Annotated in this window: 15 protein-coding genes; 8 read left to right on the plus strand and 7 right to left on the minus strand. The window is 64.5% G+C overall.

Features of this window, described 5'->3' with window-relative positions; genetic code table 11:
• Window positions 1-110: 110 nt before the first annotated feature.
• Window positions 111-4,100, plus strand: coding sequence for a hypothetical protein (locus WKW82_RS04465; RefSeq protein WP_340341047.1), 3,990 nt, complete (start codon window positions 111-113; stop codon window positions 4,098-4,100).
• A 9-nt stretch (window positions 4,101-4,109) separates the two neighbouring features.
• On the opposite strand, the gene WKW82_RS04470 is transcribed toward WKW82_RS04465, so the two are convergent.
• From WKW82_RS04470 to WKW82_RS04490, 5 genes are all read right to left on the minus strand, one after another.
• Window positions 4,110-7,184 carry an ATP-binding protein gene (locus WKW82_RS04470; RefSeq protein ID WP_340341048.1) on the minus strand — a complete coding sequence of 1,025 codons (3,075 nt, stop codon included), beginning with the start codon at window positions 7,182-7,184 and terminating at the stop codon, window positions 4,110-4,112.
• Between the two features lie 277 nt (window positions 7,185-7,461).
• Entirely contained in the window at window positions 7,462-8,286 is an 825-nt protein-coding gene (locus WKW82_RS04475) for an undecaprenyl-diphosphate phosphatase (RefSeq protein WP_340341049.1), read from the minus strand.
• A 52-nt stretch (window positions 8,287-8,338) separates the two neighbouring features.
• Entirely contained in the window at window positions 8,339-8,986 is a 648-nt protein-coding gene (locus WKW82_RS04480; protein ID WP_340341050.1) for an aspartate/glutamate racemase family protein, read from the minus strand.
• 12 nt (window positions 8,987-8,998) lie between these two features.
• A complete protein-coding gene (locus WKW82_RS04485) occupies window positions 8,999-9,910 on the minus strand; it encodes a transporter substrate-binding domain-containing protein (protein WP_340341051.1) in 912 nt (303 codons plus the stop codon).
• Window positions 9,911-10,080: 170 nt separating this feature from the next.
• On the minus strand, window positions 10,081-11,424 hold the full coding sequence (locus WKW82_RS04490) for an aspartate aminotransferase family protein (RefSeq protein WP_340341052.1): 1,344 nt from the start codon (window positions 11,422-11,424) through the stop codon (window positions 10,081-10,083).
• 132 nt (window positions 11,425-11,556) lie between these two features.
• Between WKW82_RS04490 and WKW82_RS04495 the strand changes: the two genes are divergently transcribed.
• Window positions 11,557-12,402, plus strand: coding sequence for a MurR/RpiR family transcriptional regulator (locus tag WKW82_RS04495; RefSeq protein ID WP_340341053.1), 846 nt, complete (start codon window positions 11,557-11,559; stop codon window positions 12,400-12,402).
• 207 nt (window positions 12,403-12,609) lie between these two features.
• Here the strand turns inward: WKW82_RS04495 and WKW82_RS04500 are convergent, their stop codons facing one another.
• A complete protein-coding gene (locus WKW82_RS04500) occupies window positions 12,610-13,575 on the minus strand; it encodes a tagatose kinase (protein ID WP_340341457.1) in 966 nt (321 codons plus the stop codon).
• Between the two features lie 35 nt (window positions 13,576-13,610).
• Window positions 13,611-14,369, minus strand: a complete 759-nt coding sequence (locus WKW82_RS04505) for a DeoR family transcriptional regulator (protein ID WP_422823426.1) — start codon at window positions 14,367-14,369, stop codon at window positions 13,611-13,613.
• A gap of 361 nt (window positions 14,370-14,730) precedes the next feature.
• On the opposite strand from WKW82_RS04505, the gene WKW82_RS04510 reads away from it, so the two are divergent.
• From WKW82_RS04510 to WKW82_RS04535, 6 genes are all read left to right on the plus strand, one after another.
• Window positions 14,731-15,684: a tagatose kinase gene (locus WKW82_RS04510; RefSeq protein WP_340341055.1), complete on the plus strand. Its 954-nt coding sequence runs from the start codon at window positions 14,731-14,733 to the stop codon at window positions 15,682-15,684.
• Entirely contained in the window at window positions 15,681-16,949 is a 1,269-nt protein-coding gene (locus WKW82_RS04515; protein WP_340341056.1) for a D-tagatose-bisphosphate aldolase, class II, non-catalytic subunit, read from the plus strand. Before WKW82_RS04510 ends, WKW82_RS04515 begins: the two co-directional genes overlap by 4 nt.
• Before the next feature lie 88 nt (window positions 16,950-17,037).
• Window positions 17,038-18,345 (plus strand): ABC transporter substrate-binding protein, encoded by a 1,308-nt coding sequence (locus WKW82_RS04520; protein ID WP_340341057.1) that lies wholly within the window; start codon window positions 17,038-17,040, stop codon window positions 18,343-18,345.
• A 152-nt stretch (window positions 18,346-18,497) separates the two neighbouring features.
• Window positions 18,498-19,355, plus strand: a complete 858-nt coding sequence (locus tag WKW82_RS04525) for a carbohydrate ABC transporter permease (protein ID WP_340341058.1) — start codon at window positions 18,498-18,500, stop codon at window positions 19,353-19,355.
• Window positions 19,356-19,370: 15 nt separating this feature from the next.
• Window positions 19,371-20,192 carry a carbohydrate ABC transporter permease gene (locus WKW82_RS04530; protein ID WP_340341059.1) on the plus strand — a complete coding sequence of 274 codons (822 nt, stop codon included), beginning with the start codon at window positions 19,371-19,373 and terminating at the stop codon, window positions 20,190-20,192.
• A 21-nt stretch (window positions 20,193-20,213) separates the two neighbouring features.
• The gene (locus WKW82_RS04535; RefSeq protein WP_340341060.1) at window positions 20,214-21,245 is read left to right on the plus strand and encodes an ABC transporter ATP-binding protein; all 1,032 of its coding nucleotides are present in this window, start codon (window positions 20,214-20,216) and stop codon (window positions 21,243-21,245) included.
• Window positions 21,246-21,395: the final 150 nt, after the last annotated feature.

Consider the following 21,395-nt stretch of genomic DNA (forward strand, 5'->3'; position numbering starts at 1 on the left):
CAGGGTCCCTGCGTAGCTCGCTCGCACCCCCTCGTCGTCCTCAGTTATGGGGATTGAAGTCGCATCCACGGCGAACTACATTCGACTCCCAACAAGTGGAGCGGCGAGATATGCGCAAAGAACTCCTCATCAAGACCAAGACCCTGGTGGGCACCAGCGATCTGACGATCGCCGCACCCATCAAACCGGGCCTGGTGCCGTCGATCGATTCGGTGACCTACAAGAGCCGCGTCAAGATGGTCATGAAGGCGCTCAATGCCTCGCGCTCTTCGTCCCAGGAATATGCACTGTTGCGGCCGTTTTCCGATTCGGTCGAGCGGGTCGGCGGCATTCACTCGGTGCGCATCGCCGTCATCGACGACAAGGTGATGCTGGCGGCCACCTTCGATGGCAGCTTCGAATCCTATCTGCGGGTTCTGTGGCAGAAGGTCGGCACCCTGCTCGACCTGATCTTCTGCAACACCGTCGGCCATGTCGGCTCGCACGACCACAGCTACGAGCAGTGGCGGGACTGGGTCTATTCGGTGCAATGCGAAACCGAGCTGTGGTACAGCATCCCGGGCCTGACCTTTGACGATGCGAAGTACCTGCTCGACGAGCAGAAGCGTCAGTTGGGCGCGGCCGATACCGACCTGGCGGCGACGAAGCAGCAGGTCATCAAGCCGGAAGTGCTGGCATGGAGGGCCGTGAAGACACCGCCCGACTTTCCGCCCGGCACCGGCGGCCCCACACCGCTGGGCACTCTAGAAACCGTGAAGCAGGGCATGCAGGCGCTGTCGGTGCTGTACCGGCTGACCGACATGTTCCTGCCCGACACCCCGGACGGCGACTATCTGCAGCGCGCCGCTCAGGACGCCTTGCAGGAACTGCACAGGCTGGACACGGCCACTCTGCTGACGACAAGGGATCCGAAGACCGCAGCCGTGCGCCTCCGCTTCGCAAAACAGCTGGCATGGTTCGAGGAGAAGGTGGACAGGCGCCCGTTGTTTACGCCCGAGCTTGAAACCTGCGACCCAGCCAATGTCCAAGGCGGCATCCTCACCGGGTATCCGCCGGACATCACGCACGGCTGCCTGGTGCTGATCGCTTTGAATGACGCTGCCGCAGGCATGAGCTTGATCGACAAGCTGTTGCCGGACCTCTGGACCCACGAGAAAGCCGTCGCCGTCGCCGTCGCCGACGGCAAGAAGAAGGCGCTGACCACCATCGCCTTCACCCACGAGGGATTGCGCCAGCTCGGACTGACCGAGACCCAGCTGGGGCGCTTTCCGCAGGAGTTTCAGGAGGGCATGGAAACGCGCAGCAGCCTGCTCGGCGACCTGCATGCCAACCATCCGCGACGCTGGCGGCTGCCGCTGCGCAACTGGCCTGCGGCTGCGGCTGCGGCTGCGGCTGCGGCTGCGGCTGCGGCTGCGGGTGCGGGTGCGGATGCGGATGCGCCTGCATGTGCGGGTGCGAGCGCGGGTGGGAGTGCGCCTGCGAGTGCAGCTGCGAACGCGCCTGCGGGTGCGCCTGCGCCCGCGGGTGCGCCTGCGCCTGCGCCTGCGCCTGCGCCTGCGCCGGCGCCTGCGTCGCGCGTCGAGATGTCCGCGGTTCATGTCGTGGTGCAGATGCGGATCGATGCCGCATCCAAAACCAACTTCGACGACATCGCCAACCCGACACACCCGCTGCATGACAACGTGAAAGCGCTCGGCGAGATTCGCGGCGTGCGCATTCTGTCAGTGCAGACCATGCGCCGCGCCTTCCAGCCGGGCCAACAGCCGCGCGAGCATTTCGGCTTCATCGACGGCCTGAGCGACCCGCGAGTCGACTTGCCCGTGCGGGCGGTCGACCACTACACGGACGACGTGCCGCTGGGCGAAATCCTGCTCGGCCACGCCAACCAGGCCGATGCAAAGCCGAAGCAAGCCGATCCACTGATGGACGACGGCAGCTACCTCGTGATCCGCAAGCTGCGCCAGGATGTCGCCCGATTCAATGCCGTGACGGCGGCGGCCGCCGTGCCCGGTGTACTGACGGCCGACGACATCAAGGCGAAGATGATGGGGCGCACGCTCGATGGGCGGTCGCTGGTGGCGCCGGCAGGCAGTTGCCGGAACGATTTCAATTACGAGGCAGACCCCGACGGCGCAGCCTGTCCGTTCCAGTCCCATGTGCGCCGCACCAACCCGCGCACGGCGCTCGAATCCTATGCCCCGCCGGGCCGACGCATGCCGCGCATCATGCGTCGCGGCATGTCCTACGGCCCGCCCTTCAACACGGCACAGCACGCCGACGTTGGCGACAACGCGAAAGAGCGCGGAACTTGCTTCATGGTCTACAACGCGAGCATCGCGGAGCAGTTCGAGGTCGTGCAGCGCTGGGTCAGCGGCGGCAACAGCACGGGCATCGTGTCGTCGCAGAGCGACCCGCTGCTGGGTACGCCACTGCCGGGCGAGCCGCGCGTTTTCCGCTTCAACCATAACGGAACGCCGCACCGTGTCTTGATCGATGGCCCGGATGTCGGGACGGACGCTTCGAACTCACCGCCGCCGCTGGTCCGGCTGGAATGGGGCATTTACCTGTTTGCACCTGCGGTCCGCGCACTGAAGTGGCTGCGCGAACGGGCCCGGGAGGCAGCAGCCAAGGCAGTCCGACCCCAACCGGTCTGGGACGTGGACCTCGGCCGCGAGCTGATCCGCGAATTGCAGGAAAAGGCGGCAAACGCAGCACCAGGAAGCGCGGCGCACAACGACTTGCGTGACGCCTGGAAGGCAGGGCTGGAAGATCCCGAGGAACGGCGCCTGTTCCGCAGCGCGGCGATATGGGCCGCCATCCGTGCCGATCATGGCGGCGTCCTGGAGACCCCTTTCGGGGTGCTTGTTGCCGACGCCAAACTGGTACAGCAGGTGTTCGCCGATGACGACCAGAACTATTCGATGCGCAAGCACCTGCATCGCATGCTGGGATCGTTTGGCAAAATCTATCTTGGGCTTAACCGCAACCCGGTCGAAACGGGCTGTCCCTACAACCAGCTCTCCAAGGACACCAATGCGGCCATCCAGGCCCTGACGGCGCGGGCGGCGTTCGAGTTGACGAGAGGGTTGACCCAGGGCGTGATCGACACCTACGTTGGTGGGGCCAAGAAGCTCACTGGCGACTACCAGATGCCGATCCCCTGGGAACTCAATCTCGACATGAAGGAAGTCTCCGATGGCGTGCTGGGCAAGCTGTGCGAGGTCTGGTTTGGTCTGCCAGGCCCCGATGGCGGGCAGTTCGAGCTCGGAGGGTACCGCTGGAACTGGAAGAAAGGGGAAAAGCCGCTGTACCCTGGCAATTTTCTTGCGCCATCGCGATACATCTTCCAGCCATGGCCGAAGCCGGAGGTAAGAAACTATGCCAATAAGTACGGCAAAGCCTCGACTGCAGCAGCGCTGAAATTCGTGAAGGCACATCGTGCTGCAAACACCCTGCCTGAGCACGCGGCCGCTCCCGCTGTCGGCTTGGCTGCAGGGCCCGCCGCGCTCGGCGTTGCCATCTTCGACGCCTTCCCCAAGGACGACGACCTCGCGGCGCGCACCCTGGTCGGCAGCCTGGAGGGCATGTTGCCAACCGTGGACGGCAATTTCCGCGCAATCCTGAACGAATGGCTGCGCGACGGCACGTTCTGGCGATTGCGACAGGCACTGGGGGCAGGCGGCACGGCAACTTACGACGAGGCCGACGCGGCGCTGAATGAACCGATAGTGCAGACCATGCAATTGCGTCCCTCACCCGAACTGGTGTGGCGCACGCCGACGAAGGCCCACGAACTGGGCTTGGGCAAGGACAAGATCCAGGTCACGCCCAAGCATCGCGTAGTCGTCTCCATCGTCTCGGCCATGCAGCAGCGGCTGGAGGAAGGCAACAAGGACGATGTTTATGCGGTGTTCGGCGGCCAGCGGAAACGCGCCGACGAAGCATGGGGACGCGGCATGCCGACCCATGCCTGCCCCGGCTACAACGCCGCGATGGGCGTGTTGCTGGGCATGTTCACTGCGCTCTTGCAGGTGTCGGACGAAGTGCGGCCGAGCCCGGCGCCGCTGTCGCTGACGATTACCGCGGCGCCGCCGCCCTGACCCGACGGGTCAGAGTCGGGCGGCCAATTGCCGCGCCTGAGCCAGATGCCAGTCCATCTTCATGCTCTCGAACGCGGCCGTCGCCGCTTCGAGCAGCCGCGCCGCCTCGTGCCCGGAGCCCAGGGCAGCCTCGATTTCGGCCGCGCACAGCGTCGTCACGGCCTGCTCGTGCCATGAGTCGCGGGCGGCTGCCGAGTGGTGGGCCAGCGCCAGATAGCGTGCCACTGCCGGCCGGTCGTTGGACTGCGCGGCGGCGCGTGCCATGGCGCGGCAGGCCATCGCCTCGCCAATGCGGTCGAGCGCGCGGCCGCGAAGCAGCGCCCGCGCTGCATGGCGGCGCGCTTCGTCAACCCGGCCCAACGTCACCAGGGCGTCACTGAGCCAGCCGTAGATCAGCGAACTGAACAAACGGCCGTTTCGTGTCTCGATCCAATGGGTGGCATCCTGGACGATGCGCAGTGCCTCGGGCCGCCCCGTCAGGATCCACTCGGCGTAGCCGATCTGCGCGCGGTGCATGGAGAACAGGTGCGCGCTCTTGCAGTTGTCCGCAATGGTCGACGAGCGTTCGGCGCTGCGGATCGCGTCGGCCCAGCGGCCCTGCCACAGGAGGACCGTGGTCATCCAGCCGAGCACCGAACTCTCGATCTGGTGGCCGGTGCCGTTGACCAGCGACAGCGCCTGTCCCAGGCATTCGTAGGCGGCGTCGAACTGCCCCATGTCGCCGAGCACCTGGCCCTTGGTCGCCAGCGTGAAGGCCGCGCCGACGGCGAGTTTGCCGCCCCCCTGGATGTTGCGCCGCTTCAGGTCGACCGCCAGGTCAAGCATGGGCAGCGCCCGCCCGTAGTCTCCGGCCGACGCCAGCGTCTGGCCGAGGGTGGCGCGGATCTGCGCCGCCAGCCGTTCGTCGCCGAGCTGCTCGGCCAGCCCGAGCGCGTGCTCCTCGAGGGCGATCGACTTGCGCGCGTCGCCCTTGGCATAGGCGATGTAGCCCAGCCAATACTCGGCGCGCGCCAGCGTCCCCGGGTCGCCAGTGTCACGTGCCAAGGCGACGCCGCGCTCGAACAATTCCAGCCCGTCCTGCAGGCCATGCGGGTCGAACACATAGGCCACGGCCAGCCGCTGCATGATGGAAATCCAACGCAGTTTCAGCTCATCCGACGTGGTCCCCAATTCGTCCAGCGCCGCCAGTGCGGCGCGGTACTGCGTGCGCACGCGGTCCAGCGCCGACGCCGCCGTCGCCTTGTCGCCCGCGAGTTCGGCAAAGCGCGCCGCCTCGGCAGGCAAGCCGCCGGCGCCATAGTGATAAGCCAGGGCCTCATAGGCTTCTTCTTGCGCGGTCGCACGGGTCGCCAGCACTTCGGCGACTTGGCGATGCATGGCCTGGCGTTCGCGCAAGCCCACGGAGTCGTAGATCACATCGCGCGTGATGCCGTGCTTGAAGCGCAGGCTGCCAGCCTGGCCCGCGGGAAAGATGAAGTCCTGCTCAGCCAGCGCAAGCACCAGCGGGTCGTCTTCGGCATGGCCGGTGACGCGATGCAACAGCCAGGCCGGAACGACATTGCCGATGATGGCTGCCGCGCGAACGATGCGCGCCTGGCTTTCAGGCAGCCGCGCGACACGCGACTCGATCAGCGAGTCGAGCCAGGCGGCACTGTCGTGCGGGCGGTGCGGCCGGCCCTGCGCGCCCGAGGCCGCCGCCGAATGGCACAGCTCTTCGATGAACAAGGGGTTGCCACCGCCGTACATGTGGATCTCGGCGGCGTCGAAGGGGTCGGTGCCAGGTAACAAGCGCCTGATCGTCAGCCCGCCTTCCTCCGCGCTGAGCGGCGCCAGTTCAATGATCCGGGCGCCGTCGGCAGCCAAGCCGTCGGCGGCATGGTCGCGTGTCGCCAGCAAGACAAAGATCGGCCGAGGCAGCCCGCGAAGCGCGCGCAGGACCTGGCTGCTGGCATCGTCGACCCACTGCCAGTCGTCGATGAACAGCACCACCGGGCGACGCGCTGCCAGGCTGTTGAACAGGTCGCTCAGCGCAGCCACGGTGCGCTCAGGATTCGGTCGCCGTGTGTCGCCGTCGGCGGTGGAAAGCGACAAGGCCCGCAGCAACTCGTCCCGATGCGCCAGCAGCGCCGGATCCAGCCCTGACAGCGTTTGTTCGACCAGCCGGACCGCCTCGGCGGGCGCGAGTCCGTGGATGAATCCGAACAGGGCGCGCAGCATCTGCAGGAAGGGTTGCAGCGGTTCGGCGCTGAGATAACTTTCGCAATAGCCCCGGTGCACTTCGTGGTTGGCGATGTCGGCCAGGTGAAGGAACTCCTCGACCAGACGGGTCTTGCCCATGCCCGGACCGGCCGAGACCGCGACGAACTGTGGCGCACCGCTGGCACTGAGGTGCAGGTGTTGGCGCAGGGTGTCCATTTCAGCGCCCCGGCCAACGAAGGGTGTCAGTCCACGCAGCGCCAGTGCGGCATAACGGTTGTGCACTCGCGCACGCCCCAGCAGTCGGTAGGCCGGCACGGGGTGCGCGTGGCCCCGCAGACTGAGCAGGCGGCGTTCGTCTGTCGTGAAAAAATGGGTCTGCGGGCCGAGTGTTTCCTCGCTGACGAGGATCTCGTCGAACGCGGCGACGGCGGACAGCCGCGCGGCCACATTCGGCACCGGACCCAGCAGTTCGAAGCGGCCCAGCTCGAGGTCACCCTCGCCCAACAGCACCAGGCCGGCATGGATGCCGCTGTGCAGGCCGAGCGAGCCCCGGGGCAATGCACGCGCGTCGAGCGCCAGTTCGCGGATCGCCGCATGCAATTCGAGAGCGGTTTCCCCCGCGCGCCGGCCGTCGTCCTCGCGCGCTTCGGGCTGGCCGAAGATCGCCAGCAAACTGTCGCCTTGGGCACGAACCAGGACGCCGCCATGGCGGCCGATGACATCACGGCCGATCGCGCGCAGGCGGCTCAGCATCTCGGCATAGAGTTCGGTCTCGATGCGGCCGCTGAGCGCAGTGGAGCCGCAAAGATCCGCGAACAGGACCGTGAGGTAACGCCGACGCGACGCCGGAATCGACGCCAACTGGGGAACGAGCGCTTCATCCATGGATCAGAATCCGCGAAGAATGATTTCCGAGTGTATCGGCCGTTCTCCACCGCGCCTACCCCGGCTTAGCTTGGATGGCCCCCAGGCAGCGAACTTGCCGCCATGAGTTTGGGGGCCTACCGCGACTTTCCGGCCTCGAAAATCCAGCCGAGACCGGCGAAATGCTGGTCTCCTCAGGCTCGGTCATTCAGTTGCGCACCAGCCGGATGGCGTTCCCTCGCGGGGCGCACAGCGAGGGGCCAGCCTCCCCCTGACCACATTCCGGCTCAGCGTTCGCTCACTCCGCCCAGACCACCAGCCCGCTCCAGGCCGTCGCCAGCACCACGATGCCGAAGGCGATGCGGTACCAGGCAAAGGGCACGAAGTTGTGGGTGCTGATGTAGCGCAGCAGCCAGCGCACGCACAGCCAGGCGCTGATGAACGAGAAGGCCAGCCCCACGCCGAACATCGGCAGGTCGGCCATCGACAGCAGCGCGCGTTCCTTGTACAGGCTGTAGGCGCCGGCACCGATCAGCGTCGGGATGGCCAGGAAGAACGAGAAGTCCGTCGCCGCCTGCCGGCTCAGGCCCAGCAACATGCCGCCGATGATGGTCGCGCCGCTGCGGCTGGTGCCGGGGATCATCGCGAAGCACTGCACCAGGCCGACCTTGAGGGCGTCCCACGGCGTCATGTCGTCGACGTTCTCGATGCGCACCGAGCCCGGGGGGCGCTTCTCGGCCCACAGGATGATGAAGCCGCCGATGATGAAGGTGCTGGCGACCACCGACGGGATGAACAGGTGCGACTTGATGAACTTGCCGAACAGCAGGCCCAGCACCACGGCCGGCAGGAAGCCGATCAGGATGTTGAGCGCCAGGCGCTGCGCCTTGGCCTGCCTGGGCAGGGCCACAACGGTCGAATGGATCTTCTGCCAGTAGACCAGGATCACCGCGAAGATCGCGCCGGTCTGGATCGCGATGTCGAACACCTTGGCTTTCTCGTCATCGAAGCCGAGCAGCGAACCCGCCAGGATCAGGTGACCGGTCGATGAAATCGGCAGGAACTCCGTCAGGCCCTCGACGATGCCCATGACGGCGGCCTTGGCCAGCAAAACAATATCCACGCGCACTCCTTGAAAGAGCGCCGATTATCGCGAGGCCAGATGTCGGGAAAAGTCAGCCTGCGTTCAGTTTGTGGCGCAATCCGCGAACCGCGCTGTCGACGGTGGTCATGACCTGCAGGCCCGAGGCCTGCTCGCAGGCCGCACGTGCACGGGCCATGCTGAACTGGGCCAGCGCGAGGCGCGTGCAGCCGCGGTCGGCCAGCGCCTTGGCCTTTGCCGCGATCAGCGCGTCATGGCGCTCCGTATTGCCGGCATTCAGGGCATCCATCGCGCCTTCCACCAACGCCAACTCCAGTTCCACGCTCTCCGGGAATTCCGGCGGCATCGACTGCAGCGTCGGCCCGAAGGTCGCGATCAGCCCCAGCCTGCCCTGCCCCTGCACGGCCTCCTCGATCATGGACTCGTTGGGCTTGAGCACCGGGATCGCGAAGTGCGTGCGGGCCACGCGCTCGATGCACGGCCCGAAGGCCGAGCAGGTGAACAGGATGCCCTGCACGCCGGTGTCGACCGCGTACTGGCCCAGGTGCGCAAAACGCTCGTGCATTGCGCTGTCGAGTTCGCCGCCGCTGCGCGCGAGGTCGGCCGAGAGGCTGTCGTCGAGGAGGTTCATGCGCACCGCCTCGGGCCAGTCGCGCGCGAAGGCCTGGTTGATGGGGTCGATCGAATGCGTCAGTGCGTGGATCAGTGCGATGCGGGTCATGAGGCTGCGGGCTCAGATGCCCTTCGACGAAGGGTTCGCGAAGGCGTCCTTCGTCTCGGCATTGAGCGGGTAGTTGATGTTGATGCCCTTGGGCGGAATCGGTGACATGAACCACTGGTTGTAGAGCTTTTCCATCTCGCCGGATTTCATCATGCCACCGACCACGCGGTCGACCAATGCCTTGAAGGCTGGGTCGTCCTTGCGGAACATCAGGGACTGGTTCTCGGTGCGCAGGCTCTCGCCGGTGATGAGGAAATCCTTGGGGTTGCGTGCGTTGGCCATCTGGCCTGCGAGCAGGATGTCGTCGAGCACGAAGGCTTGCGCGCGACCGCTTTCGACGAGCAGGAAGGAGTCGGTGTGGTCCTTGCCGGCGAGCGTGTTGACCTCGAGGTTCTTGCCCTTGTCGGCGTCGCGCAGCAGTCTGAAAGAGGTGGTGCCAGTGGTCGTGACGACCGTCTTGCCCTGCAGGTCGGCGACGCTCTTGATGCCCGAATCCGCCTTGACCAGCATGCGCACGTTGTAGCGGAAGATGTCCGGCGAGAACGCGACCTGCTTCTGCCGCTCCACCAGGTTGGTGGTGGAGCCGCATTCGATGTCGACGGTGCCGTTGGTCACGAGGGGGATGCGGTTGGCCGAGGTCACGGCCTGGTAGCGGATCTCGACGGCGGGCATCTTCAACTCGGCCTTGACCGCATCGACGATGCGCTTGCAGATCTCGATGCTGTAGCCCACCGGCTTGGTGTTGCCGTCGAGGTAGGAGAAGCCGAAGGAGGACTCGCGGTAGCCCAGGGTGATGCTCCCGCTGGCCTTGACCTTGGCCAGCGTGCCGGCGTCCTGCGCTTGGGCGGCTGCGAGGGGCAGGACGGCCAGGATGGCCAGCAGGGATGCGCGACGGGCAAATATCGACAGGCAGGGCAAAGCCATGGGGAATCTCCTTGAAGGTTGACGGATCAAATAAAAGAACGCGAGCGCAGAAGGCGTGAAGATTCCGTAGCGAGGGCGCCGAGGTCGGGTCGAGGAGCGGAACCGTACACCCGTACGGTGAGCACCGCAGGCCCGAGATCGGCGTCCGCAGTAGGAAGATTCATGGCTTCTCAGGCGGCCTGGGCCACGGCGGCTCGCGTGACAACGTCGATGGATTCGGCCAGCAAGGTTGCGATCCTCTGCAGGTCTTGCCGTGACGCAATGAAAGGCGGCGCAAGCAGCACGTGGTCGCCCTGCCGGCCATCGACGGTGCCGCCGAAGGGGTAGCACAGCAGGCCCCTCGCCATCGCGTCCTTCTTGATGAGCGCGTTGACGGCGCGCTTCGGATCGAAGGGTGCCTTGGTGGCGCGGTCGGCCACGAGTTCCACGCCCCAGAAGAAGCCTCGGCCGCGGATGTCACCCACATGCGGATGTGCGCCCAGTTCATCACGCAACATTTGGCCGCACGCGACACCGTCGTCGCGCACCTTGGCCAGCAGTCCGTCACGATGGATCACCTGCTGCACCGCCAGCGCCGCCGCACACGCGACCGGATGGCCCAGATAAGTGTGGCCATGCTGGAAGAAGCCGCTGCCCTTCGACATCGCCTCGACGATCTTCTTCTGCGCGAGCACCGCACCCACGGGCTGGTAGCCGCCGCCGAGTCCCTTGGCAATGGTCACGAGATCGGGCACGACACCCTCCTGCTCGCAGGCGTAGAGCGTGCCGGTGCGGCCCATGCCGCACATCACCTCGTCGAGGATCAACAGCACGCCGTACTTGTCGCAGACGGCACGCACGGCCTTGAAGTAGCCGGGCACTGGCGTCAGCACGCCGGCCGTGGCGCCGCCGACGGTTTCGGCGACGAAGGCGATCACGCGGTCGGCGCCCTGGGCGAGGATGGCCGCTTCGAGTTCCTCTGCCAGGCGCAGGCCATAGGCCTCGGCCGATTCATCGGCGCGCTGCTCGCGGTACGGATAGCACGGCGCGACGTGCGTGGCAGGCGTGAGGATGGGCGCGAAAGGCGCGCGGCGCCATTCGTTGCCACCCACCGCCAGCGCGCCCAGCGTATTGCCGTGGTAGCTCTGGCGGCGCGCGATGAAGTGCGTGCGCTGCGGTTGCCCGATCTCGACGAAGTACTGCCGCGCCATCTTGAGCGCCGACTCCACCGCCTCCGACCCGCCGCTGACCAGGTACACGTGGCTCATGCCTTCGGGCGCGGTGCGGATCAGTTCGTCGGCCAGTTGCTCGGCCACTTCGGTGGTGAAGAAGCTGGTGTGGGCATAGGGCAGCCGGTCGATCTGGGCGTGCATGGCGGCCAGCACGTCGGGATGCGCATGGCCGAGGGAGGACACGGCAGCACCGCCCGACGCATCGAGGTACTCGCGGCCCGCGGCATCGCGGATGGTCATGCCGCTGGCGGCGACGGCGACGGGCGGGGTGTTGCGCAGGTGGCGATGGAAAACATGGGTCATGGAGGGCACCTCTGAAGGCGTGTAATCAATGTTCTGGACGAATTATTGTTTGGAACATACGTTCCGTCAATACCTGATGTGCAACAACGTTGGTACATTCGTTCCATCCCTCGCAGCTCCTGAAAGAACCCGATGCCCGTCAAGGACGACCTGCGCCAGCGCTTCGCCGAACTGAGCCCTGCCCTGCAACAGGTGGCGAAGTACGTGCTCGACCACCCGAACGACGTGGTGACCAGTTCCATGCGCACCATCGGCCAGCGCTCGCAGAGCACGCCGGCGACGCTGGTGCGCTTTGCCCAGCACCTCGGCTATGCCGGCTGGCCGCAACTCAAGGAAGCGGTGGCGGGCGACATGGGGCTGGGGCCTTCCGATGCCTACGGCGAACGGGCGCGGCAGTTGGTGGGGCGCGCGAAAAGCCCCGATCTGGTAAGCGAGATGTTCGAGGCGCAGCGGCGCAACCTAGATGCCACCGAGCGCCACAACGCGAACTCGCTGCACAAGGCGGCCGCCGTGCTGGAGAAGGCGGGCAGCGTGCATGCGGCGGGCTTCCGGGCGTGCTTTCCGGTCGCGTTCTCGTTCGTCTATGTGTACCGGCTGTTCCGCGCTGGCGTGCACCTGATCGACGGCCAGGGCGGTTCGCTGGAGATGCAGCAACGTGCGATGGCCAAGGGCGACGCGCTGATCGTCATCAGCTTCGCGCCGTACTCGCGCGAAGCGCTTCAGGTGGCTGAGGCGGCCAAGGCAGCGGGCTGCAGGATCGTGGCCATCACCGACAGCGCGGCTTCTCCGCTGTCGTTGCTTGCGGACGAGACGATCCTGTTCGCGATCCACAGTCCGTCGTTCTTCCCGTCAGTCACCTCGGGCTTTGCGGTGACGGAGGCGCTCGTGGAATTGCTCGCCAGCCGCGCCGGCAAGACGGTGGTCAAGCGCATCGATGAGGCTGAGGCGCAGCTATTTCAGTCAGGGGCGTATCTGTAGCCTCCCCCCGGAGCGCCGCCTTCCGCGAATGGCCCCCCGCCTTTGGCTCTCCCTTGTTTCAATGCGGACACACCCAGCATTCCCGGCACAGGTCACGCCGCGTTGTGCCGGCCGTTGACCACTGTGCGCCTGGCTCATAGAGGAGCCGCCGGTAGCCGTCGGCCGGAGACATTCGCGGAGCAGTGCACGCCGTCGGTGTGATCCTGCTCACATGCTCGATCTCGAGCTTTCGAAGGCGACAGCGCTCTCCTCGAACGCCAGCAGACTCACCATGTCTGAAGCTCCTTCCATGGGACCCTGGCGACTGACCGCCATCGCGCCACTTGCATTGGCATGCCGGAGCGCCGTTTCAGAAGCGTCTCCTTGCAGCCGGCGAGTAACGAACGTTCCAGCAAAGCAGTCGCCTGCGCCTGTCGGATCCACCTCCTCGACGACAAAGCCAGGCACATCCACGTGGTGGGAGGCGTCGTAGAAACTGCTGCCCCTGGCCCCTCGCTTGATGACAACCTCACGCACGCCGAGGTCCAGGATTTCACGCACCGCACCCTGCTCATCTGCGGCATTCGCGAGCAACGTCACCTCGTTTCCGCTTGGAAGGAAGATGTCGGTGAACTCCAGGATGTAGCGCAGCGCCTCGCGCATCTCGGCGATTCGAAGCATCTCCTTGCGGATGTTCGGATCGAAGGAGATCGTCCCACCCTGGCCTTTGACGATCTCGATGGCTTTCTTCATCGCGTCGATGATGCGGAACGAGAACAGCGACGAACCTACGACGTGGAAGTGTTTGCAGTCCTTGAGCACCTGAGCATCGACATGCGCCGGCGAAATCTGTGACGACGCGCTGTTGGCGATGTTGAAGACAAAGTCGCGCTCGCCGTCCTTGCGGTAGGTGACGAACGCGCTGCCGGTCGTCGCCTGCTTGATCACATGGATCGCGCTGACGTCGACACCATCGCGCTTCAGGCGCTCGATGTTGAGCACCCCGAACGTGTCATCGCCCACGCAGCCAATGATGCCAGCGGGCTGTCCGAGCATGGCGACCTGGTCAATGAAGATTGCTGGCGCACCGCTAGCAAACGGGCCCGCCAGCAGTCCCGGCTCCAGAAAGGTCTGCCCGCGTTGCGTCGCCATGATCTCGACCACGATCTCGCCCAAGGTCATGATTTTTCCCATCGCAGCTCCGTCTTCCGTTGTCATGGGGCGCCGCGTCAGACGCGGGTGAATTCGATCAGGCCGTTGGCCTTGCGTTCCACTTGAAGCTCGTGTTCCGACAGCAGGTCGAATACCGCCGGCTCAAGGTCGTGATTGACCGCAAAGCCGTCGAGATCGCCCAGATTGCAGATCGGGTGCCCCTCGGTCGACGTGAAGGCCGGGCTGAAGGCGAGCGCGATGGCCTTGCCTGCATGGCGCACCGCGGCGCTGTAGAGGCGCGCTGCACCTGCGTGGCGAGCGAGCACGCGTCCGCGCGTGTCGATACCGTCGACCGCGAGGACGCACAGATCCAGCGGGTGGGAGAGCACACCAAGTTCAGCGGCCGGACCCAGAAGCCCGGGTTCGTCGTTGCCCTGCAGGCCACCCGTGACGTGAATCTCGCTCTGCAGGAACTGGCGAGCCGTCGCGACCATCGCCAGGTCATGCAGGGTCAACGAGAGGCCCTGCTTTGATACGAGTTGGGGCAAGAGCCGGTGAGCGATGCTGCCCGTGCTCAGGAACACCGACGCTCCGTCGTCGATCCAGCGCAATGCAGCGGCAGCCACCTGGGCCTCCCCCGCTCCTCTTCCAACCGCATCGAGTTCCGGCAACTGCATCGCAGTGTTCTGCAGTGCAGGGTTGTAGCGCGCCTTCCCGAAGGCACGGACAACGTATCCCTGCTGCTCCAGGTAGTTCAGGTCGCTGCGGATCGTGACCGCCGACACGCGCAACTGCGTGCTCAGGTCTTCCACCCGCGCTTCACCATCCTTTCGCACCAAGTCGACGATCTCAAGCCGCCGTTTGAGAGCGCTGTTGCCTTCGTTCTGCATATGTGAAGCTTTCAGCGAACGCCTTTGTGTTTCGAATCGAAAGTCCGGATTTTGTCTTCGGCAATGTTAACCGAAGCAACACTTCCCCTGGGAACACACCTCCCTAATGGGAGATCAGGCAAAAACATGGAAGGGTAAACACCGATGAATCGCCGATTGACCACTTTCAAGTTGAAAGTGATACTTTCGATATGAAAGCAATGATCTTCGGTTCGAAAGCTCAATTCGATCCGGAGGCATCGGCATCAACCCCAGACCAACGAACGCAAGAAAGCTTGATCCCTATGTCCAACATTCAGAGCGCCGCATGAAAAAGATCATGACCATGGGCGAGATCCTCGTCGAGATCATGGCCAGCCAACGCGGCCAGACCTTCAGGGAACCGGGCACGCTCGTCGGGCCGTACGCCAGTGGCGCGCCGGCGATATTCATCGACCAGGTGGCCAGGCTGGGACACCCCGCCGGCATCATCGGCTGTGTCGGGGATGACGACTTCGGTGTCCTGAACATCGAGCGTCTCAAGCGCGATGGCGTGGACACCCGCTCGATCCACGTGCTGAAGCAGGCCGTCACAGGAAGTGCCTTCGTGACCTACCGAAAGGACGGAGAGCGCGACTTCATCTTCAACATCAGCAACAGCGCATCCGCTCAACTGACGCCCGCGCACGTGACCGAAGCGTCCATGAAGGACTGCGGGCACTTTCATGTGATGGGCTCATCGCTGTTTTCGTTTCGCATCGTCGACGCGATGAAGAAGGCCATCGAGATCGTGAAGGGCCAGGGTGGAACGATTTCATTCGATCCGAACATCCGCAAAGAGATGCTGCGCATCCCCGAGATGCGCGAGGCCTTGCGCTTCATCCTTGAATACACCGACGTATTCCTTCCTAGCGGGAATGAGGTGACGTTGCTCGCGAATGCCGCGGATGAGCAAGGTGCGGTCAAGGAACTCCTCGATCTCGGCATCCGCGAAATCGTAGTCAAGCGCGGTGCCCACGGGTGTACCTACTTCGATGCGCAGCATCGAGTCGATGTGGACGGACTTTCGGTGGACGAAGTGGATCCGACCGGCGCCGGGGACTGCTTCGGCGCCACGTATGTCGCGACTCGTTCGTTCGGCGAATCGCCAGAGGACGCGCTGCGCTACGCCAACGCAGCCGGGGCTCTCGCAGTGGGCAAGAAGGGCCCGATGGAAGGGACGGCAGCCATGGTGGAAATACAGCAACTTCTGGCGTCGCACGCCTCCAGGGAGACGACATGACCAATCCGATCGCGAATCTCGCATCGTCCAGGCGCTCGGGCAATGCAAGCGGCATCTACTCGGTGTGCTCTGCGCATCCGCTCGTGATCGAGGCGGCGATGCAGCAGAGTCTCGAGGACGGAACGCCACTGCTGATCGAAGCAACGTCGAACCAGGTCGATCAGTTCGGTGGCTATACCGGCATGCGTCCGAGTGACTTTCGCAAGTTCGTGGCTGGCATTGCGGCCAAGGTCGCGTTCCCCATCGAGCGCATCATCCTGGGCGGCGATCACCTGGGCCCCAACCCCTGGCGTGATCGCCCATCTGAAGAGGCCATGCGCCTGGCGGAAGACCTGATGGCGAGTTATGCGTCGGCAGGCTTCCTCAAGCTCCACCTAGATGCAAGCATGGCTTGCGGCGGCGATCCCGAGCGACTGGACGATGCAGTCGTCGCGCAACGCGCCGCCCGCCTGTGTCGAGCGGCTGAAGCGGCCGCCGACGGGGCGCAGATCGTCTATGTGATTGGCACCGAGGTACCCGTGCCGGGAGGAGCCACTGAGGCCCTGGATCATGTGGAAGTCACCTCCGCCTCCGCCGCCCGCAACACGCTTGAAGTTCATCGCAAGGCGTTTGAAGATGCGGGCCTGCGCCATGTCTGGCCGCGCGTCATTGCGATGGTCGTGCAACCTGGTGTCGAGTTCGATCACACCTCGGTCATCGACTACGTCCCGTCCGCCGCCACTGATCTGACCCGGCTGCTGGACGATCAGACGCAGATCGTGTTCGAGGCACATTCGACAGACTACCAAGGCGAGCATGCACTGGCAGCGCTGGTCCGGGATGGCTTCGCCATTCTCAAGGTGGGCCCAGGCCTGAGCTTCGCGCTGCGCGAAGCGCTCTACGCGCTCTCCGAGATCGAAGCCGCATTGGCCGCACCCGAGCGTCGAGCCTACCTCCCGGAGGTGGTCGAAAGGGTCATGCTCGACAAGCCGGCCAACTGGGCGCGCTACTACCACGGCAATGCCTCGCAGCAAAAACTGCTGCGCGTCTACAGCTACAGCGATCGCATTCGCTATTACTGGAACGACGAGTCCATCGAAGCAGCCACTCGACGGTTGCTGGAAAACCTCGCGGACATCGAGCTTCCCGAGAACGTGATCAGCCAGTACCTGCCGAACCAATACATCGCCATCCGCGAGGGCCGCCTGGCAGCCGAGCCACGCGCGCTGGTGCTCGACCGTGTGCGCGACGCGCTGCGGCCCTACGCCGCCGCTTGCCGCACTTGACGTTTTACTTGTTCGCATCGTTGCAGGCCGCGGAATGGGGCTCCGCGTGGTCAGCGTTCGCCCATAGGAGCCTTGTGGAGACATCGTCATGAAATCAGTTGCCTTGATAGCGGCCGCAACAGGCCTTTTCCTGAGTTCCCTGGCCAATGCCCAGACGGAACTTGTGATCGCCACGGTCAACAACCGCCAGATGATCGAGATGCAGAAGCGGACGCCTGAATTCGAGAAGGCCAATCCGGACATCAAGGTCAAGTGGGTCACGCTGGACGAAGGAACGCTCCGGCAACGGGTCACGACTGACATTGCCACCGAAGGCGGTCAGTTCGACGTGATGACCATCGGCATGTACGAGACGCCGATCTGGGGCGGCAAGGGCTGGCTGAAGGAGTTCAAGCCCAACGCGACCTACGACATCGAGGACGTGCTCAAGCCCATCCGGGCCGGGCTCTCTGCGAACGGCAAGCTCTTCGCCGCCCCGTTCTACGGCGAAAGCTCCTTCACCATCTATCGCGAAGACCTGGTGAAGGCGAGCGGCCTGACGCTGCCTGAGCAACCCACGTGGGAGCAGGTGCGGGAGGTGGCCGCCAAGATCAACGATCCTTCGAAGGGCATCTACGGCATCTGCCTGCGCGGCAAGCCGGGCTGGGGCGACAACATGGCCCTGTTGTCCACGATGGTCAATACGTTCGGAGGGCAATGGTTCGACATGAAATGGAAACCGCAGATCGATTCCAAGCCATGGAAGGACGCCATCACGTTTTACGTCGACATGATGAAGAAGTCTGGCCCACCCGGCGCGAGTGCCAACAGCTTCAATGAGAACCTTGCGCTCTTTGCGGAAGGCAAGTGCGGCATCTGGGTCGATGCGACGAGCGCCGGCGCCTCCGTTGCAGATCCCAAGTTCAGCAAGGTCGCAGACAAGCTTGGTTTCGCCAAGGCTCCCGTTGCAGTCACTCCGAAGGGTGCGGGATGGCTGTGGTCTTGGGCACTGGCCATTCCTGCGAGTACGAAGAAGGAAGACGCGGCCCAGAAGTTCATCAACTGGGCGACGTCCAAGGACTACATTGCCTCCGTCGCAAAGGCGTCGGGCTGGGTCGCCGTACCCACGGGGAACAGGGCGTCTACCTATGACCAGCCGGAGTACAAGAAGGTAGCGCGGTTCGGCGAAATGGAACGCCAGGCCATCCTGGCTTCCAACCCGACAGACAGCACCTTGCCGAAGTCACCCTATGTCGGTGTCCAATTCGCGGCCATTCCGGAGTTCCAGGCGATCGGCGTGGCGGTGGGACAGCAGATGAGCGGGGGGCTGGCTGGCAAGGTTACCGTCGACCAGGCCCTGAAGACTTCGCAGAACGCGGCTGAACGCGAGATGACAAAGGCCGGCTACTACAAGTAGCCCGACTGCTTCTCCCTCCCCCTCTGGGGGAGGGCCGGGGTGGGGGCACGCTGCACCTCCACCGCCAACGCCATCGATCACAGGGAGCCCCCATCCCTGCCTTCCCCCAGCGGGGGAAGGAGTCAGAGACGACCACCCAGAGGGAACGAACAATGACAAGACTCCTGCCCCGGGCGCTGATGGCGCCGGCCGTGATCACGCTGCTGGCGTGGTCGATCGTGCCACTCGTGATGACGCTGTACTTCTCCTTCGTGACGTACAACCTCATGCAACCCGGCGACCGGCCTTTCGCCGGCCTCGAGAACTTCCACTACTTCATCACCGACCCCGACTTCTGGCCGGCCGTGGCCAACACCATGACGCTGATTGGCAGCGTCATCCTGATCACGGTGATCTTCGGCGTGCTGCTGGCCTTGCTGGTCAACGAGCCCTTCCCGGGCCGTGGCATCGTGCGGGTGCTGCTGATCTCGCCCTTCTTCGTCATGCCCACGGTGAATGCGCTGCTGTGGAAGCACATGATGATGAACCCGATCTACGGCGTGCTGGCCGACCTGTGGCGCTTCTTCGGTGCCGAGCCGGTCGACTGGCTGACCGACCTGCCGTTGTTCTCCGTGATCATCATGGTGGCCTGGCAATGGTTGCCGTTTGCATGCCTGATCTTCATCACCTCGCTGCAGTCGCTGGACCGCGAGCAGATGGAAGCGGCGCGCATGGACGGTGCCAATTCCTTCCAGCGCTTCTTCTACCTCACGGTGCCCCACCTGGGCCGGCCGATGGCAGTCGTGATCATGATCGAGATGATCTTCTTGCTCAGCGTGTTCGCGGAGATCGCCATCACCACCAATGGCGGTCCGGGCAACGAGAGCACCAACCTCACCTACATGATCTTCAAGCAGTCGCTGATGAACTTCGACGTGGGCGTGGCTTCGGCCGGTGCGTTGTTCGCGGTGATCCTGGCCAACATCGTGGCGGCCTTCCTCGTGCGCATCATCGGCAAGAACCTCGACTGAGGGAGCGAAAAAATCATGCAACCCAATTCCTTGTTCACCGTCCTGCGCACCCTCGGCGCATGGGGCGCCGCGCTCTTGCTGTTCTTCCCGCTGGGCTGGCTGTTCCTCACCGCGTTCAAGACCGAACTGCAGGCCATCCACGTGCCGCCGCTCTTCATCTTCGAGCCGACGATGGAGAACTTCAGCGAAGTGCAGCGCCGCAGCGACTACCTGCTGTATGCACGCAACTCGATCATCACCAGCGTGGGCTCGACCATCCTGGGTCTCTTGATCGCGGCGCCGGCTGCGTACTCGATGGCCTTCTTCCGCACCAAGCGGACGCGCGACATCCTGATGTGGATGCTGTCGACCAAGATGATGCCGGCCGTCGGCGCGTTGGTGCCGATCTACGTGCTGGCGCAGACCGCCGGCATGCTCGACTCGATCCCGGCGCTGATCATCGTGTTCACGCTGTCGAACCTGCCGATCATGGTCTGGATGCTCTACACGAGCTACAAGGACATTCCCAACGAGATCCTCGAAGCCGCGCGCATGGACGGCGCCAGCATCTGGACCGAGTTCCGCCATGTGGTGATGCCGCTGTCGGTGGGGGGCCTCGCATCCTGCGGCCTGCTGTGCCTGGTGCTGAGCTGGAACGAGGCCTTCTGGGCCTTGAACCTGGTGTCGGCCAAGGCGGGCACGCTGGCCACGCTGATCTCGCAGTACTCCAGCCCCGAGGGCCTGTTCTGGGCCAAGTTGTCGGCTGCGTCGTTGATGGCCATTGCGCCCATCGTGGTGTTCGGCTGGTTCTCGCAAAAGCAACTCGTCCAAGGCCTGACCTTCGGCGCCGTCAAGTAAACAAATCAAGGAGCGACACACATGGCCTACCTCGAACTCCGCAACATCAAGAAGAGCTTCGGCGACGCGCACATCATCAAGGGCGTCAACCTCGAGATCAACAAGGGCGAGTTCATCGTCTTCGTCGGGCCCTCGGGCTGCGGCAAGTCCACATTGCTTCGCCTGATCGCCGGGCTGGAGCCGACCACCAGCGGGCAACTGATGCTCGATGGCCGGGACATCACTAACCTCGCGTCCGGCAAGCGCGACCTGGCGATGGTGTTCCAGAGCTACGCGCTGTACCCGCACATGAGCGTGGCCGACAACATGTCCTTTGCGCTCAAGCTGGCCAACGTGCCCAAGGACGAGATCAAGAAGAAGGTCGACTACGCGGCCAAGCAGCTGAACCTCACGCAGTACCTGGACCGCACGCCCAAGGAACTCTCCGGCGGCCAGCGCCAGCGCGTGGCCATCGGACGGGCCATCGTGCGCGCACCCAAGGTGTTCCTGTTCGACGAGCCGCTGTCCAATCTCGACGCGGCCCTGCGCGGCAACACGCGGGTGGAGATCCACAAGCTGCACGTCTCGCTCGGCGCCACCAGCATCTACGTGACGCACGACCAGGTCGAGGCCATGACCTTGGCCGACCGCGTGGTGGTGCTGAAGGACGGCTTGATCGAGCAGGTCGGCACGCCGATGGAGCTGTACGACCATCCGGTCAACAAGTTCGTCGCGCAGTTCATCGGCATGCCGTCGATGAACATGGTGCCTGCCGCGGCCATCCCAAGCTTCTCGGCGGCGACCGGCGGCAGGCTGCCGAGCAACGGCTTCCTCGGCGTGCGGCCGGAGGGCCTGCAGGTGCATCCCGGCGTCGGTGCAGGCGTGCCCGGCAAGGTCGACCTGATCGAAGCGCTGGGCTCCGACACGCTGATCCATGTGGACGTGGGCGGCGTACCGCTGATCGCGCGGCAGAACGAACGCACGCCACTGCGCATCGGCGACGACGTGGGCGTGGAACTCGATCCGAGGGTGCTGCACCTGTTCAACAGCGCCGGCTTGGCTGTTGCCGCGTGACTCCGGTTCACACAAAAGCCGAAGTGACGCATGCAGCAGGGTTGGACGCTAGCTGCACCGCATGCGAGGCACTACCGCAAATATGAATCCAAGCACCTTCTTCCCATCTGAACAATCAACTCATCGAAAACCATCCACGGAGCAAATGAA

The organism is Variovorax rhizosphaerae, from assembly GCF_037889975.1.
Lineage (GTDB): Bacteria > Pseudomonadota > Gammaproteobacteria > Burkholderiales > Burkholderiaceae_C > Variovorax > Variovorax rhizosphaerae.

Excerpts from the sequence above, each read along its gene's own strand:
- WKW82_RS04465 (WP_340341047.1), top strand. The coding sequence starts at position 111 with ATGCGCAAAGAACTCCTCATCAAGACCAAGACCCTGGTGGGCACCAGC.
- WKW82_RS04470 (WP_340341048.1), bottom strand. The coding sequence starts at position 7,184 with ATGGATGAAGCGCTCGTTCCCCAGTTGGCGTCGATTCCGGCGTCGCGT.
- WKW82_RS04480 (WP_340341050.1), bottom strand. The coding sequence starts at position 8,986 with ATGACCCGCATCGCACTGATCCACGCACTGACGCATTCGATCGACCCC.
- WKW82_RS04485 (WP_340341051.1), bottom strand. The coding sequence starts at position 9,910 with ATGGCTTTGCCCTGCCTGTCGATATTTGCCCGTCGCGCATCCCTGCTG.
- WKW82_RS04490 (WP_340341052.1), bottom strand. The coding sequence starts at position 11,424 with ATGACCCATGTTTTCCATCGCCACCTGCGCAACACCCCGCCCGTCGCC.
- WKW82_RS04495 (WP_340341053.1), top strand. The coding sequence starts at position 11,557 with ATGCCCGTCAAGGACGACCTGCGCCAGCGCTTCGCCGAACTGAGCCCT.
- WKW82_RS04500 (WP_340341457.1), bottom strand. The coding sequence starts at position 13,575 with ATGGGAAAAATCATGACCTTGGGCGAGATCGTGGTCGAGATCATGGCG.
- WKW82_RS04510 (WP_340341055.1), top strand. The coding sequence starts at position 14,731 with ATGAAAAAGATCATGACCATGGGCGAGATCCTCGTCGAGATCATGGCC.
- WKW82_RS04515 (WP_340341056.1), top strand. The coding sequence starts at position 15,681 with ATGACCAATCCGATCGCGAATCTCGCATCGTCCAGGCGCTCGGGCAAT.
- WKW82_RS04520 (WP_340341057.1), top strand. The coding sequence starts at position 17,038 with ATGAAATCAGTTGCCTTGATAGCGGCCGCAACAGGCCTTTTCCTGAGT.
- WKW82_RS04525 (WP_340341058.1), top strand. The coding sequence starts at position 18,498 with ATGACAAGACTCCTGCCCCGGGCGCTGATGGCGCCGGCCGTGATCACG.
- WKW82_RS04530 (WP_340341059.1), top strand. The coding sequence starts at position 19,371 with ATGCAACCCAATTCCTTGTTCACCGTCCTGCGCACCCTCGGCGCATGG.
- WKW82_RS04535 (WP_340341060.1), top strand. The coding sequence starts at position 20,214 with ATGGCCTACCTCGAACTCCGCAACATCAAGAAGAGCTTCGGCGACGCG.